Source organism: Nostoc sp. (genome assembly GCF_036917195.1).
Classification (GTDB): domain Bacteria; phylum Cyanobacteriota; class Cyanobacteriia; order Cyanobacteriales; family Nostocaceae; genus Nostoc.
This window is the reverse complement of sequence record NZ_JBALDG010000024.1, coordinates 25,759-41,358: the sequence shown is the minus strand read 5'-3', so window position 1 is coordinate 41,358 and position 15,600 is coordinate 25,759. Positions and strand designations below refer to the sequence as shown.

11 protein-coding genes are annotated in these 15,600 nt (G+C 41.9%); 3 read left to right on the top strand and 8 right to left on the bottom strand.

Annotated elements, in window-relative coordinates; all coding sequences use genetic code 11:
- Positions 1 to 190: hypothetical protein (locus tag V7K40_RS08765; protein WP_334958652.1), on the top strand; the 190-nt coding region annotated here is incomplete at its 5' end.
- A gap of 82 nt (positions 191 to 272) precedes the next feature.
- On the opposite strand, the gene V7K40_RS08760 is transcribed toward V7K40_RS08765, so the two are convergent.
- The gene (locus V7K40_RS08760) at positions 273 to 911 is read right to left on the bottom strand and encodes a lysophospholipid acyltransferase family protein (protein ID WP_334958650.1); all 639 of its coding nucleotides are present in this window, start codon (positions 909 to 911) and stop codon (positions 273 to 275) included.
- Positions 912 to 1,275: 364 nt separating this feature from the next.
- Between V7K40_RS08760 and V7K40_RS08755 the strand changes: the two genes are divergently transcribed.
- Positions 1,276 to 6,732, top strand: a complete 5,457-nt coding sequence (locus V7K40_RS08755) for an AAA family ATPase (RefSeq protein WP_334958649.1) — start codon at positions 1,276 to 1,278, stop codon at positions 6,730 to 6,732.
- On the opposite strand, the gene fabD is transcribed toward V7K40_RS08755, so the two are convergent.
- The 4 genes from fabD to V7K40_RS08735 all read right to left on the bottom strand — a co-directional run bounded on the left by fabD (position 6,729) and on the right by V7K40_RS08735 (position 11,910).
- Entirely contained in the window at positions 6,729 to 7,610 is an 882-nt protein-coding gene (fabD, locus tag V7K40_RS08750; RefSeq protein WP_334958648.1) for an ACP S-malonyltransferase, read from the bottom strand. The two genes, V7K40_RS08755 and fabD, sit on opposite strands and share 4 nt — an antisense overlap.
- A 331-nt stretch (positions 7,611 to 7,941) precedes the next feature.
- Positions 7,942 to 8,934 carry a beta-ketoacyl-ACP synthase 3 gene (locus tag V7K40_RS08745; RefSeq protein ID WP_334958647.1) on the bottom strand — a complete coding sequence of 331 codons (993 nt, stop codon included), beginning with the start codon at positions 8,932 to 8,934 and terminating at the stop codon, positions 7,942 to 7,944.
- A 143-nt stretch (positions 8,935 to 9,077) separates the two neighbouring features.
- Positions 9,078 to 10,100, bottom strand: a complete 1,023-nt coding sequence (plsX, locus tag V7K40_RS08740) for a phosphate acyltransferase PlsX (RefSeq protein ID WP_334958646.1) — start codon at positions 10,098 to 10,100, stop codon at positions 9,078 to 9,080.
- 328 nt (positions 10,101 to 10,428) lie between these two features.
- On the bottom strand, positions 10,429 to 11,910 hold the full coding sequence (locus V7K40_RS08735) for a leucyl aminopeptidase (RefSeq protein WP_334958645.1): 1,482 nt from the start codon (positions 11,908 to 11,910) through the stop codon (positions 10,429 to 10,431).
- A gap of 212 nt (positions 11,911 to 12,122) precedes the next feature.
- Here V7K40_RS08735 and V7K40_RS08730 point away from each other — a divergent pair, with 212 nt between their 5' ends.
- Complete coding sequence (locus V7K40_RS08730; RefSeq protein ID WP_334958644.1) at positions 12,123 to 12,284, top strand: hypothetical protein; 162 nt, start codon at positions 12,123 to 12,125, stop codon at positions 12,282 to 12,284.
- 354 nt (positions 12,285 to 12,638) lie between these two features.
- On the opposite strand, the gene V7K40_RS08725 is transcribed toward V7K40_RS08730, so the two are convergent.
- The 3 genes from V7K40_RS08725 to V7K40_RS08715 all read right to left on the bottom strand — a co-directional run bounded on the left by V7K40_RS08725 (position 12,639) and on the right by V7K40_RS08715 (position 15,563).
- Positions 12,639 to 13,805: an EcsC family protein gene (locus tag V7K40_RS08725; protein WP_334958643.1), complete on the bottom strand. Its 1,167-nt coding sequence runs from the start codon at positions 13,803 to 13,805 to the stop codon at positions 12,639 to 12,641.
- A 152-nt stretch (positions 13,806 to 13,957) separates the two neighbouring features.
- Positions 13,958 to 14,359, bottom strand: coding sequence for a type II toxin-antitoxin system PemK/MazF family toxin (locus V7K40_RS08720; RefSeq protein WP_334958642.1), 402 nt, complete (start codon positions 14,357 to 14,359; stop codon positions 13,958 to 13,960).
- Positions 14,360 to 14,747: 388 nt separating this feature from the next.
- A complete protein-coding gene (locus tag V7K40_RS08715; RefSeq protein ID WP_334958641.1) occupies positions 14,748 to 15,563 on the bottom strand; it encodes an alpha/beta hydrolase in 816 nt (271 codons plus the stop codon).
- Positions 15,564 to 15,600 lie beyond the last annotated feature (37 nt).

Below are 15,600 nucleotides of genomic sequence, written 5' to 3'. Positions count from 1 at the left end.
TTATTTCGGCGTACGCATTCGTTATTTCGGCGTACGCATTTGTTATTTCGGCGTACGCATTTGTTATTTCGGCGTACGCATTTGTTATTTCGGCGAACGCGTTTCTTATTTCGGCGTGTCCATAACGCACCCTACGAAACTACTAAAAGAGTTGAAACCTATGCTGGTCATACTTGTGTGTACACCCTAGCCCTACTTGGGAAAGGGATTTAGGGTGAGGGCAAAAACTACGGTTCTCAATATAGATGAGGTTTATGTATTGCTTGTCTAACTCATCTTCCTAAATCATGCATCTGGTTAATTACCGTGGCACACTTTTGTGTCAACGCTTCCAATTCCTCTTTATTAATAGAATTAGGCGCATCAATCAAGTTACCAATTCTCACAGTGATGGGAACTGCGCGAGGTCGGGACGATCCTTTTTCTAAAATCCTCTCAGTACCCCAGACACTCACCGGCAATATTGGGGCTTTTGCTTTCGCCGCCAGCAGTAATGCGCCTCTTTTGGGGTCTGTAATTCGACCATCTGGGGTGCGAGTACCTTGTAAGAAAACACCGATAGCCCAACCGTTATTGAGATATTCTAGGGCGGAACGGATGGCAGTGCGATCGGTATTTCCCCGACTCACCGGGTAAGCACCGTACAATTTAATCGCTTGCGCCAAAATGGGGATATTAAATAACTCTTCCTTAGCCATGTATGCCACTGGACGACGTACACAGTTGGAGACAATTGGCGGGTCAAAGTAACTAGCGTGATTACTGACTACCAATAGCGGCCCTGATTGGGGGACATTTTCCGCACCATAAATCTGGCCCCGGAAGTAAGCGTGAAGCATGGGGCTGACTACCGACCATTTAAAGGCGTGGTAAAGTGCCAGACTGATAAACGGTTCGCGGTTTTTGTCCACAGAAGATAATGCAAATCAAACTGAATTTAGCATACGCGATCGCAAGGCCCAGAGCAAACTCAAAAAAGTTGTAGAAACACAAGGTACTAATTTCGGCAATTTCAGTTGATGCTTGGTGAGCTTTTTTACTACATTCCCTACCTTTGAAAACATCATTTTAGGAACTTCCACTTATTCTAAAATACAAGGGTGCGTCAGGCGAAACGCTGTAATGCATCGTGAGCAATAAGATAGATATGGTGCGTTAGCGAAGTGTAACAGACTCTACGAATATCGGATAATTTCTTTTTTGGTATTCATTTAAATTATGAATTGCTTCACCTATCTGGGAACACTAAATCTGGAATTGTCAGGATTTAGCAGTATGGTTACCACTCTAGTTACTATTCCCGGATACCAAATTAAGGAACAACTTTACAATGGTTCGAGAACCCTAGTTTATCGTGGTTATCGAGAAACTGACTCTTTACCTGTAGTGGTTAAACTGCTGAAAAATCCATATCCGGGTTTTTGCGAATTGGTGCAGTTTCGCAATCAGTATACCATTGCCAAAAATCTCAACTCACCTCTAATTATCCAAACCTACAGCTTAGAACCTTACCAAAATGGCTATGTGTTGGTGATGGAAGATTTTGGGGGAATTTCTCTTAAAGAATGGGGAACAGGGTCAAGTTTACGAAATCTCACGGAGTTTTTACAGATAGCGATTGCCCTGTGCAATATCTTAAATATACTCTATCATCAGCGGATTATTCATAAAGACATCAAACCTGCCAATATTTTAATTAATCCAGAAACCAGACAAGTTAAAATAATTGACTTTAGTATTGCATCCCTACTACCACGAGAAACCCAAACACTCATCAATCCTAATCTATTAGAAGGGACACTCTCTTATATTTCCCCAGAACAAACAGGCCGAATGAATCGGGGGATTGACTATCGGACTGATTTTTATTCAATCGGTGTTACTTTTTACGAGTTACTTACAGGTGAGTTACCTTTTCAATCAAACGACCCGATGGAGTTGGTGCATTGTCATATTGCAAAACTTCCACCAAATATGAATAAATCTTACCTGCATAAAGCACCCTTTCCTTACCAAGGAGAGGGTTGCGGTGAGGTTGATTTTCCGATTCCCCAAGTTCTCTGTGACATCGTGATGAAATTGATGGCAAAAAATGCTGAAGACCGCTATCAAAGTGCATTAGGACTGAAATCTGATTTAGAAAATTGTTTAACTCAACTCCAAAAAACTGGTAATATTGAACACTTTGAAATTGCTCAAAGGGATGTGTGCGATCGCTTTGTTATCCCTAATAAACTTTATGGAAGACAAACAGAAGTAGAAATTCTCCTCCAAGCATTTGAGCGAGTTAGCTTGGGTGCAACCGAAATGATTCTGGTAGCTGGTTTTTCGGGTATTGGTAAAACTGCGGTTGTTAACGAAGTTCATAAACCCATTGTTCGTCAACGTGGTTATTTTATCAAAGGGAAATATGACCAATTTCAGCGAAATATCCCCTTCAGTGCATTTGTGCAAGTATTCCGAGATTTAATGGGGCAATTGCTCACAGAAAGCGATACTCAAATCCAGGAATGGAAAAGTAAGCTTTTAAAAGCTGTCGCGGAAAATGGGCAGGTAATTATTGAAGTAATTCCGGAATTAAAAAGAATTATTGGTATCCAACCACCAGCACCTCAATTATCAGGAACTGCGGCACAAAATCGCTTTAATTTATTGTTCCAAAAGTTCACTCAAGTCTTTACTCTTGCCGAACATCCATTAGTAATATTTTTAGATGATTTGCAATGGGCAGATTCAGCATCGTTAAAGTTAATTCAGCTATTAATGACTGATCCAGGGCATCTTTTGATTATTGGTGCGTATCGTGATAACGAAGTTAATTCAGTACATCCGTTGATGTTAACCTTGAGTGAAATCGAAAAAGCACTCTTCACGATTAATACGATTACTTTAGCACCACTGAGTCAAGTGCAAGTGAATTATTTAGTTGCTGACACACTTAAGTGTTCAGAAAATTTAGCTCTGCCTCTTTCTTTATTAGTATTTCATAAAACTCAAGGTAATCCGTTTTTCGCTACCCAATTTCTCAAAGCATTGCATCAAGATGAACTGATTGAGTTTAGCTTTGAGTCAAGCTGTTGGGAATGTGATATTACACAAGTTACTCAGCAAGCGGTGACAGATGATGTTGTTGCTTTTATGGCATTTCAATTGCAAAGACTACCGACATCAACTCAAAATGTATTGCAGTTAGCTGCTTGTATTGGGAATCAGTTTGATTTAGGAACTTTGACTATTGTTTCGGAAAAATCAGAGATAGAAACAGCAGCTTGTTTGTGGAAAGCATTACAAGAAGGGTTGATTTTGCCCACTGATAATATTTATAAATTTTATGTCGGGCAAGAAAGTCAAGCAGTTACTCAAGAAATTTCTCAGACTGTCAAATATAATTTTTTGCACGATCGCGTCCAACAAGCCGCTTATTCTCTGATTCCAGATGAGCAAAAGAAAACAACTCATTATCGGATTGGTCAACAGTTACTGAAAAACACATCTGAGAATGAACAAGAAGAACGAATTTTTCAGATTGTTAATCAAATCAATGTTGCTGTCGAATTAATTGAGCAGCCAACATCACGAGAGGAATTAGCAAAGCTAAATTTAATCGCTGGGTGCAAAGCTAAAAATTCTACTGCTTATAGTGCAGCGGTTAAATACTTTGCAGTTGGGCGCAATCTCTTAACTAGCGATCGCTGGCAAAGTCAGTATAACCTGACACTAGCACTGTATGTAGAAGCAGTGGAGGCAGCCTATCTCAATACTGATATAGATGAGATGGAACAGCTTGTAGAAGTAGTACTGCAACAAGCAAAAACAGCATTGGATACAGTCAAAGTGTATGGTGTGAGAATTAATGCGTATACATCACAGGGTCAGTTACTCGAAGCCATCAAGACTGGATTGACGATATTAAAGCAATTTGAGATCCCTCTCCCTGAATCACCAGATTTAGAAGATGTTGCACGAGTGAGTCAACAAACACAAGCTCTTTTAGGTAGTGAAAAACCTACGGATCTGCTAAATCTGCCAGAGATGACGAACCCTCAAATTTTGGCAGTGATGCAAATTCTCAATGAAATATCTGTCCCTGCTTATTTGACAAAACCAAATCTATATTTATTGATAGTCATGACGCAGATGAATTTGTCAATGACTTATGGAAATGCGTCTATTTCTGCATTAGGTTACTCTCAGTACGGATTATTTCTTTGTGCTGTTGCTGGCGATATTGAGCAAGGCTATGAATTTGGTCAATTGGCGTTGAATTTATTATCTAAATTCAAAGAAAAAAAGATTGAAGCTAGAGTATTATTTGTTACGTCTATTTTTATACTTCATTGGAAAGTTCATGCCAGAGAAACCTTAAAGCTGCTGCAAAATGCTTACTCTAGTGGTTGGGAAAGTGGAAGTTTAATCGACTTGGGCTACGCAGCTATGGGTTACGGCTTCCACGCCTATTTTATGGGTTATCAGTTATCCGAGCTAGAACAAGAAATGACAGCCTATAGCAAGGTGTTGTCACAAATTAATCAACAAACGCAACTTAACTACAATGAACTTTATCGACAAGCAATTCTCAACTTGCTTGGTCAAACGGCAAGTCCATTTCTGTTGCTTGGTGAAGCAAATAAAGAACAGGAACTGTTAGTACGATATCAGCAGACAGATGACAAAACAGGTTTATGGCATTTCTTTTTGAACAAGTTAATTCTGTGTTATTTGTTTCAAGAATTTGAGGCAGCGCTTGAGCATATTGAACGGGCAAAACATCATGCATCTGCGGGAAAAGGAATGTTTAATATTCCTGTGTTCTATTTTTATGCTTCTCTGGCTTGGTTAACTGTTTTGCCTAACTATCCTAAATCTGAGCAAGAAAATATCCTGCAACAAGTTGTAGCTCATCAGAAAAATATGCAGGAATGGACAAGTCATAACCCAACAAATCATCTACACAAATTTTATTTAGTAGAGGCAGAACGACATCGAGTTCTTGGTGAATATTTAGAAGCAATGAAAAATTATGACCTGGCGATTTCTCTTGCTAAAGAAAACGGCTACATCCAAGAAGAAGGACTGAGCAACGAACTCGCAGCCAAATTCTACCTCGACTGGGGTAAAGAAAAAGTCGCTCAAGCATATATGCAAGAAGCATACTACTGTTATGCTCGCTGGGGTGCGAAAGCCAAAACCGATGACTTAACAAAATGCTATCCCAAACTGTTGCAACCCATCCTGCAACAACAAATAATTAACTTCAACCCTCTAGAAACTATTGGCTTTTCTAGGACTTTTTCATCTACTCACACTTCTAGCACTAGTAGCACCAATATTTCCAATATTCTAGATTTTACCTCTGTCCTCAAAGCCTCTCAAGCTATCTCCAGTTCTCTGGAAATAAATCAACTCATTACCAGTCTCACCCGCATTATCCTAGAAAACTCTGGCGCGAAAAAATCTGCACTAATTCTTCCTCAAGGAGATACTTGGCAAGTTAAGGCAATTACCTTTATCAATCATGGATCAAATTCTCATATTGAGATACAAACCATTCTTAATTCACAACCACTAGATGCTTGTCAAGATATTCCCACAACAATTATTAATTACGTCAAAAATACCCAACAAACAGTTGTGATCGATAACTTGCAAACAGATATTCCTGGTGTAATTGGGGAATATATGTACCGAACAAAACCCCAAAGTGTATTATGTACCCCGATTATTAATCAAGGACATTTGGTAGGTATTATTTACTTAGAAAATAAACTGACTCCAGGAGTGTTTACTAGCGATCGCCTCAGCGTTATTAATCTCCTTTCTTCCCAAGCAGCAATATCTCTAGAAAATGCTCAACTTTATCAACAAGCCGGGCAAGCATTACAAGACTTACAACAAGCCCAATTACAACTTGTCCAAAGTGAGAAAATGTCTGCATTGGGTAATTTAGTTGCCGGGGTAGCTCATGAAATGAATAATCCTTTGGGCTTCATTTCTGCCAGCCTTCAACAAGCTAAACCTAGCCTTGCAGATATTGTTGAACACTTAAAACTCTATCAATCAAGTCTCCCCAATCCCGATGATGAAATTATCGACCATGCCAAAGAAATAGACTTGGATTATAGCTTAGAAGACTTACCTAAGATGATTGATTCAATGGTGATGGCGTGCGATCGCCTCAAAAATATCAGCACCAGTCTCCGCACTTTTTCCCGTGCTGATAAAGATTACAAAGTGCCGTTTAATATCCACGAAGGTATCGACAGTACGATTTTAATTCTCAAACATCGCCTGAAAGCTAACGAACAACGTCCAGCAATTGAAGTGATAACTGATTATGGGGATTTGCCCCAGGTTGAATGTTTTCCTGGGCAATTAAATCAGGTATTTATGAATCTTCTGGCAAATGCCATTGATGCGCTGGATGAATCAAATACGGGACGGAGTTTTAAGGAAATTAAGGCCAATCCCAACCGAATTATAATTAAAACCTCCCTCGATAATGAAAGTGTGAAAATTGCTATTATTGATAATGGCAAGGGGATGAATGAATCAGTGAAAAAAAAGATTTTTGACCACTTATTTACTACAAAAGGTGTAGGTAAAGGAACAGGATTAGGATTAGCGATCGCAAAGTCTATCGTTGAAGAAATCCACAATGGTAAATTGAGTTTTAACTCTGTTCTGGGTGAGGGTACAGAATTTTTAATTGAAATGAAGCTCCAAAAAAATTAAACAGGTAAATCAGCAGCACTTTGGATGTTTTCTAATATTAAGTCAGGGCTACTACGTTTAATCAAGCCAGTTAAGACTTTACCAGGGCCAATTTCAACTACTCGCTGGATACCGTTGGCTGGTAATTCCAGAGAAATTTCTCGCCATCTTACAGAACCAGTCATTTGTTTGTTCAGGCGTTGCTTTAAAATCTCGGCATCAATAGACGGAATTGGTTCTACATTAGACAACACTGGTACAATAGCTGGCTGAAATTCCACAGATTCTATAATGTCTTGGAATTGGGCAGCTGCTGGTGCTATTAAATGCGAGTGAAATGCTCCAGAAACTTTTAGGGGAATAGCACGCTTTGCTTTTACTTGAGTCATCACCGCTTGTACAGCCTCAGTCGTGCCTGAAATTACCACCTGAGCCGAACTATTATCATTTGCCAGCACCACATCAGGCGTTTGAGCAATGACTTTTTCTAACTGTTCGCGGTCAAAGTTCATCAAAGCCGCCATCATACCACCGACGGCATTATTCATAAGTTCTGCACGACGCTTTACTAGATATAAACCAGCCGACCACTCAAAGACACCCGCTATGTAAAGGGCAGTATATTCTCCCAAACTGTGTCCAGCAACTAAATCTGGGTGGTGTCCTCGTTCTCCAAGAAGGTCAGCAAGAATGCTTTCTACCACATAAAGAATTGGCTGAGTGTATAGCGTCTGTGATAACTTTTCTTCTTGGTTTTGACAGATTTCGGTTACAGACCAGCCCAAAATTTCCTTGGCTTGGACAAATTTGTTTTTAGCGGCGGGTATATCTAATAAGTCTATTCCCATTCCCAGTGCTTGGGAACCTTGTCCGGGAAACACCCATGCAGTTTTAGTCATTGGTCATTGGTCATTAACAAAGGATAAAATATTCACCGAATTTTAGATTTTAAATTTTGGATAATGGAATTGAATAATTCAAAAGCGTTCGACTAAGCGCTAACGCCGTACCACTTCGTGGAAGCAAGCTACGCGTAGCGTTCCGCAGGAAAGTTCAAAATTTAAAAAGGTCTCAGAGCAAGCGAATTTAAACGCGAGAACAAATCTAAAATCTAAAATTCTTGATCGTACCCCTACGGGGAAGCAAGCTTGGCGCAGCGTCCCGTAGGGAAGAAAGAGCATTCATGCATGGAATCAATCTAAAATCCAAAATCTAAAATCCAAAATTGAGTCACCTTCCCCATTGAAAAATTGCCGCACCCCAGGTAAGACCGGCACCAAAGCCGGATGCAGCAACGATGTCATTGGGTTTAATTTTACCTTGCCGCACTGCTTCATCCAAAGCTAAGGGAATGGAAGCAGCAGAGGTATTGCCGTACTCGGCGAGATTACTTATAACTTTATGTTCTGGGATATTTAGGCGTTGGGCAACGGCATCGATAATCCGCTGATTGGCTTGATGCAACAGCAGCCAATCTATTTGGTCAACACTGAGGTTGGCTTGAAACAAGGCTTTGTCAATGATTTCTGGCACTTTTTGGACAGCAAAGCGGTAGACTTCTTTGCCATTCATAGTAATGGGTTGGTAAGTGCCTTTAGTGACATTTACACCTGAAAGTAGTTCTTGGGAAGCGCCTGCATAGGCAAGATTGAGGTGATGGTTTTGAGTGCCATCACTTTTAAGTGCAAATCCTAACAAGCGATCGCTTTTGTTAGCCTGCAAAACTACTGCCCCTGCACCATCACCGAACAAAACACAAGTGCGCCGATCTTGCCAATCTACCCAGCGAGAGAGGATATCTGCCCCGATCAAAAGTACATTTCGGTAAACGCCTGTTCTAATATATTGGGCTGCTGTAACCAGACCAAACACAAAGCCGGAACAGGCAGCGGTCAAGTCAAACGCTACTGCGTTGGTGGCTCCCAATTGAGCCTGTACTTGACAAGCACTACCAAACAAATCATCAGGGGTAGAAGTGGCTAGTAGAATTAGGTCTAGGTCTTCTGGTTTAATTCCCGAAGCTGCGATCGCCTGACTGCTGGCGGCAGTAGCGAGTATACTCAAGGACTCAGATGGCTGTGCTAATCGCCGTTGACGAATTCCCGTTCTTGTGGTAATCCATTCGTCTGATGTTTCAACTACTTCACTCAATGTCTGGTTGTGTAAGGAAGTTGCTGGCACTGCCGAGCCGCTTCCGGTAATTGCTACGCCTAAATTATGCACTCCTAATCTCCCGAGCTATCAGCTTTTTGCCTTTTTTGCCTTGTCTTTTGTCCTACCCTGCCTTAAGCCGCCCTTCAGGCGTCTATGTCTTTCGTCCTGGCAAATGACAAATGACAAACGGCTCATGACTTATAACTGAATCGCTAACCGCTCTCGCGCTCTAGGATATATTGGGACTGAATTCGTTGTAGCACCTGGTTATCAACAGCTTCTTTTGCCATACGAATTGCATTAAAAATTGAAGGAGCTTGTGAGCTACCGTGACCGATAAAACAGACTCCTGCCACGCCTAACAGCAAAGCGCCGCCATGTTCTGCGTGATCCATCCGCTGCTTAACTCGCTTCAGGTTGGGTTTTAAGAGTGCTGAACCGATTTGACCGTGCAATCCTTGGGGTAATTCTTCCCGCAGAATTTGCAAAATCACTTCTCCGACGGCTTCGGCAAATTTTAACAATACATTACCGACAAACCCATCACAGACAATCACATCAAAGCGACCGGAAAGCACATCACGCCCTTCGGCATTGCCAATAAAATTAATTTGGGAATTTTCGCGGAGCATTTGGTGGGCGCGGACGGCTACATCATTGCCCTTAGAGTCTTCTTCACCGATATTCAATAAACCCACCTTAGGTTCGGTTGTACCCAAGACATATTGACTGTAAGCCGAACCCATGACACCAAACTGCTCTAAAAACTTGGGACGGCAATCTACATTTGCGCCGACATCAAGTACTAGCACTGGCTTACCAGCAATAATCGTGGGAAAAACTGTCCCTATGGCTGGGCGGTCAATTCCCGGCAATCTTCCTAAGCGAAGTAAAGCTGATGCCATCGCTGCCCCAGAGTGACCGGCAGAAAATACGGCATCTGCCTGCTGCTGCTTGACTAAATCCATCGCTACATTGATCGAAGCCTTGCGTTTGCGTCTAACTGCGTTTAAAGGCTCCTCATCCATAGCGATCGCTTCCTCAGCAGTCACGATCTCTACCTGCCCTAAATTCGTTTTTGGCGGCAAGGCAGCTTCTATTTGTTGGGGATCACCAACTAACAATACATTTACACCCAATTCTTCCCGTGCTCGCAGTGCGCCAGCAACAATTTCACCGGGTGCGTGATCCCCTCCCATTGCGTCAATTGCGATCCTTACACGAGTCGATCCCATTGCTCAGAGCTTTTAGAAACCTTATAAATTTTACCAGATGGCAATGCCCGAAAAAGCTTAACTTTCTGACCGCCAAATTATTTCTGTTACTATTGCAACAATTTTTGCTGGCAAGCTCAAGATAGCACGAATTGTTTGTGACTGGGCATTGGGCATTAGGCAATTCAATTTTGGATTTTAGATTTTGGATTTTAGATTGAAATTTAATCTAAAGTCCAAAATCGTTCGACTGAGCGACTTGCCTTGAGCGTACCCCTGCTCTTAAGCAAGCTTGGCGCAGCGTCTCCAAGAGTTGCCGAAAGGAGCCGAAGTCTAAAATCTAAAATTCTTACTCCCCACTCCCTAGTACCCAGTCAACTAGCGTCCGAACGCCGTAGCCAGTTGCCCCCGCGCCGTTGTAGCCATTTTCTTTATCTGTCCACACTGGACCGGCAATATCTAAGTGCGCCCAAGGGGTTTCTTTGACGAATTGCTTGAGGAAAAGAGCAGCGGTAATTGCGCCACCCGGACGCGGGCCTGTATTCTTCATGTCCGCGATCCCAGACTTTAGCCCTTCAAAATATTTTTCTTCCATTGGCATCCGCCAAATCTTTTCCCCTGATGTTTGGGCAGCTTTTTCTAGCTGGGAAGCTACAGCATCATCGGGAGTGTACAAACCAGCAATATCGTCACCCAAGGCAATGATGTTGGCACCAGTCAGGGTGGCTAAATCCACGATCGCATCTAATCCCAATTTTTCGGCATACACCAAGGCATCTGCTAAGGTCAAACGTCCTTCAGCGTCGGTGTTGTTCACTTCGATTGTTTTGCCGTTTGATGCTGTGAGAATGTCTCCAGGGTGCATGGCGTGACCGCTAATCATGTTTTCAGCTACCGCCGAGATAAAGTGAACCTCGACATCTGGCTTAATTTGAGCAATTGCTTTTGCCGCGCCCAAGGTAGCAGCTGCACCGCCCATATCCATTTTCATGGTTTCGATGCCGCTACCAGCACCTTTAATGTTAAGTCCGCCGGAATCGAAGGTTACACCTTTGCCAATAATTGCTAGCTTCTTTTTGGCTGTACCTTCTGGCTTATAAGTCAGGTGAATGAATTTAGGTGGCAACTCCGAACCTTGCGATACTCCCAAAAATGCACCCATGCCTAACTTTTCACAGTCTTCTTGTTCCAGAATTTCCACTTGTAAACCGTGATCGTTAGCGATCGCTTGAGCAGTTTCTGCCAAAGTAAGCGGTGTTACTGCATTGGCTGGCGCTGCTACTAACTGCCGTGCCATATTTACCCCGGAAACGATTTGATTGGCGCGGGTGATTGCTGCTTCTTGTCCAGCGAAACCTAGTAAATCTACGGTTTCAATTTGTGATCCTTTCTCTTCTGGTTCTGATTTAAAGCGAATATCTTGGTAAAGCGCCAATTCGATGCCTTCTGCGATCGCTTGGGCGCTGGCTGCTGGATCGTTGTTCCACAATGGAAAACTAAATCCCAAAATTTTGCTTTTTTGCTTTTTTCCTACCCTGGCTACAGCAGCAGCAGCGCGGCGCAGAGTATCTAGTTGTAGTGCATCTGGTTTTCCTAAACCTACCAAAATCAATTTCCGCACTGGGCTACCAGGATTCACACGGCTGAAGATGGTACTGTTGGCTTTACCTTTAAATTCTTCTTCAGCAATCAGTTCTTTTAAGACGCCGGAAAACTTTTGATCTAAAGTAGCGAGTTCTCCGGTTAACTCTACTGCATCTTCAAATAATCCAATTGCCAAACTATCGCCTGCCCACTCTAGCAAAGGCTTATCACTAAGTTGAATTGTCATTTTGGTTGGGATTTTGTGTAAATATTCCTTCTTGTACCAGTATTGCTCAAAATTCTTGTTTCAGGATGAGGGGAATGGGCACTTGTACTGAGCGTAGCCGTAAAGCCTGCGGCATAGCTACGCTTAGGGCGCAGCCTCTCCAAGAGTTGTATTGGGTATGGAGGAGCAGGGGTCAGTAGCTATAATTTAGCGAGTTAGTATAAATAGCAATCTTGAATGAGGCTTTGATACTCGTTAATCCACCTCAGAACTCCGTTAACGAGTCTTTGATACTCGTTAATCCACCTCAGAACTCCGTTAACGAGTCTTTGATACTCGTCAATCCACCTCAGAACTCCGTTAACGAGGCTTTGATACTCGTCAATCCACCTTAGAACTCCGTTAACGAGTCTTTGATACTCGTTAATCCACCTCAGAACTCCGTTAACGAGGCTTTGATACTCGTTAATCCACCTTAGAACTCCGTTAACGAGTCTTTGATACTCGTCAATCCACCTCAGAACTCTATTAACAAGTCTTTGATACTCGTTAATCAAGCTAGGAACTCCACTCTTTTACTTCCTCTGTCCCATGCCCAATACAACTCTTGGAGAGTCTGCGCCAACGGCTTACCTCGGCTTTGCCCTTCTCTACGAGAGGCTGCGCCAACGACGCCGCCCTTTTCTACGAGAGGCTACGCTCAAAACAAGCTCAGTACAAGTCGGCACAAGTCGCTCAGTACAAGTGCCCTATGCCCCAATTCCATTTGTGTCAATGTCAAACTTATTAGCGATCGCTGTGATTATATGTTGCTCAACTGGTGTAATCTGATTGTCAAGCTGGGCAATTTTGTAACACTGAGCCAACAAGGGTATGGCAAAATCACGATTTAGCTGATTGAGCAGTATATCTAAAGACTTAAGTGATTTGATATTTTGGGCAATGGTATCCAACGAGTTATGACTGAGGTTTATTGCTTGTAATTCTGGCAAAATTTCTTTTAAAGTCTTGTCTGGATGACTAGCTAGGATCATGTGAACTAAGATTTGATCCATAACGGCTTCTTGAGTGATCGCACTTTGGAGATACTTTTCACTCTCTGCTTTTAATGTTGCCAATGTCTGTGGCGATTCCAGGGAAGTTGATTCATCCAGCTTGGCTTCGTAAAATCGACAAGCAGCATAGCCCAATGAATAGATCATTGTCGCATTTGAACTAGCTGCGATCACTGCACCCGCCAAGGGTACATTTCGCAGCAAGCCTAATCCCGCAGCTTTCAACAGACGACTTCCACCCAAAGCTAAACCAAAAATTGCCAAGATTTCACCTTTACGGGCAGGATTTTTTAAATCTAGCCCGTAGACAGATGCAATTTGATAAAGCATTTCCGACTGCAATTTTGTTGTCGCTGTTAAATCAATTGCCAACAATGCCACTGCTATTCCTGGCAAAATACTAGTGGCTAGTCCAACTGTGCCTGCTTGAGTTGCTTTTTCCACCATGATTCGGTGAGCAATCTGGCTGGGTAATTCATTTGGATACTGTTTCTTCAGCTTGTTTACCGCAACTTCTGCTTTTTCCAAATCAACAAGATTAGTATCACTAATTAGCCAATTTAGATTTAACACTCCAGATAGTTTTCTAATCAGCCAATTTTCACTGAGGCGATTCACAACCTCACCGCTGGTTTGAGTTGTTTGCTCAATTAACTTGTGTGTTTCTTTCGCCGTCGCTTCTCCCACCCCTACTGCTGTGTCTAAAACTGCTTTGCCAGTCTCAGCAACAGTTTTAACAAAAGACTCTAATATAGATGGTTCATTTTCTACTGATGATTGAGTCTGGATTTTTACTTGTGAAGTTTCTCTAGGTGAATTAACTAATTTATTCACCTCTGGTTCTTGGGGTTTGTCTGCCATTGCTTGATACCATTCTGTAAAGCCTCTCTCTTTAAACTTGTAGCGAAGTATGAGCGGCTTGACATCTCCCAACAAGTACAATTTGCCAGAGTCAATAGGAATTATTCTGAGACTTAACTATAGATGTGCCAAGAGTGACAGAGGTTCTGATTTTACAACTGATAACCTAATGTCAACAACACTTTACCTTCTAAAATAGTGAGTATTTCTGGAGTCATAACGTCCACTTTTATTTGCAATCTTGTTTTGTCAATTACCCGCAATTGGTAGCTAAGAGCAACTGCTCGTTCTAATCCACCTTCACCACTTTGAATTAATAAACAGGTTGGCAAAGACACACGACGTAAATTTGTTGTTAGAGGAATAATGATGACAGTGGTGGAAAATTCGGCAACGATATCATCTTGAAAGATAATAACTGGTCTTGTGCCCCCTTGTTCAGAACCCTTAGTAGGGTCTAAAAAGCCCATTCCGTAATACTTTTGACTTTTGACTTTTGACCTTTGACTTCCGCCTTGCGGTATTAGCCATACTTCACCTCGCTGAACCCTCATTTCAAATCTTCTTGTCTAAGAAGTTCTGCATATTCATCTAATCCTGCTTCAGCTAGTTGACGATCTTCCTGGGCAAATTCCCTGTAAAGAGCAGCCATTTTATTTTTATCTATTTGCCAACTAATATTTCTGCTGCGGAATTTGAGAAAGGCAATAAAATCACTAACTTATTTGAGTTGTTCTTCATTCAATTTGTCTAATTCTAAGCTAAGGAACTCTTTGAGAGCAAGCATTTGAGAGTCTCCAAAAATATGTAGTTAAGGTTTTTGAGGACACAAACATTATTTGAAGGTGACGATATATTAGCTTTTTTTACCCTATCTTCTCACCAAACAAGGCAAAAGAAACAAAGGTTGTGAACTGCTTGAATTTATGTTTAGTACACTTTTTACCTTTTAATACCTATATCAGCATTAGTTTCTAAAAAGTTGTTAGCTTTAAGAATTTCATAGAGATTAATATCTTCCTCTAACAAACAAGCGTGTCCGCAATTGGGCAGCACCACAATTTTGGTATTTGGTAAAATATTCGCGATCCGCTTCACTTCTGTTACAGAAGGCAAAAGGCGATCGCTAGCACCAGCAATCAACAAAACTGGTTGAGTTAAGCGAGTTAACTGCTCGTCATCAACATCAAACTCTCGCAGTAAAGACAACCGCCAAAGAACGGTTTCTGCTGGGACAGAACGCATAGTTTTCAGCAGCTCATGGCGATCGCTCCCAGATATGCGTGGCAAAGATGCTAGAAACGGCAACAACCCCAGTGCGCCAACATCATACAACCCTAATGGCACCAAGGAAGTAAATTGGGATGCCCAATTCAACCAAGGGCGAAGACGAAAGGCAGAAGCTGGGTTAATTAAGATAATTCGCTTAAATAACTCTGGTGCTTGGATTGCAACTTTCATTGCCAAGCAACCACCAAAGGACTCACCACACAAGTAAACTGGCCTTTGAGAGCTTTTTTCTAATTCAGCATCGATCAAGTCCAATACACTTTTAGCTAGCACATCCCAAGTGTTCAGGTCTTTCCGTGGTAGCGCCAAACAACGGACATCAAAGCCAGTTTCTAATCCAGCGGTTTGCGATCGCAATAATTGACCTGTTCCATCCATTCCAGGCAAATATACCAACAGCGGATACTCTGGCTGTACTCGTTTAGGAGTCAGGAAACAAGGGTTTAGCTCAACTTCTGTTATAGTCATTGGTAGATAAATTTTGGACTGGTAATTGTTAGTTATA

What these genes read in the sequence shown, in the direction of transcription:
- V7K40_RS08755 (WP_334958649.1), top strand. Translation starts at nt 1,276, where the DNA reads ATGGTTACCACTCTAGTTACTATTCCCGGATACCAAATTAAGGAACAA.
- fabD (WP_334958648.1), bottom strand. Translation starts at nt 7,610, where the DNA reads ATGACTAAAACTGCATGGGTGTTTCCCGGACAAGGTTCCCAAGCACTG.
- plsX (WP_334958646.1), bottom strand. Translation starts at nt 10,100, where the DNA reads ATGGGATCGACTCGTGTAAGGATCGCAATTGACGCAATGGGAGGGGAT.
- V7K40_RS08735 (WP_334958645.1), bottom strand. Translation starts at nt 11,910, where the DNA reads ATGACAATTCAACTTAGTGATAAGCCTTTGCTAGAGTGGGCAGGCGAT.
- V7K40_RS08725 (WP_334958643.1), bottom strand. Translation starts at nt 13,805, where the DNA reads ATGGCAGACAAACCCCAAGAACCAGAGGTGAATAAATTAGTTAATTCA.
- V7K40_RS08720 (WP_334958642.1), bottom strand. Translation starts at nt 14,359, where the DNA reads ATGAGGGTTCAGCGAGGTGAAGTATGGCTAATACCGCAAGGCGGAAGT.
- V7K40_RS08715 (WP_334958641.1), bottom strand. Translation starts at nt 15,563, where the DNA reads ATGACTATAACAGAAGTTGAGCTAAACCCTTGTTTCCTGACTCCTAAA.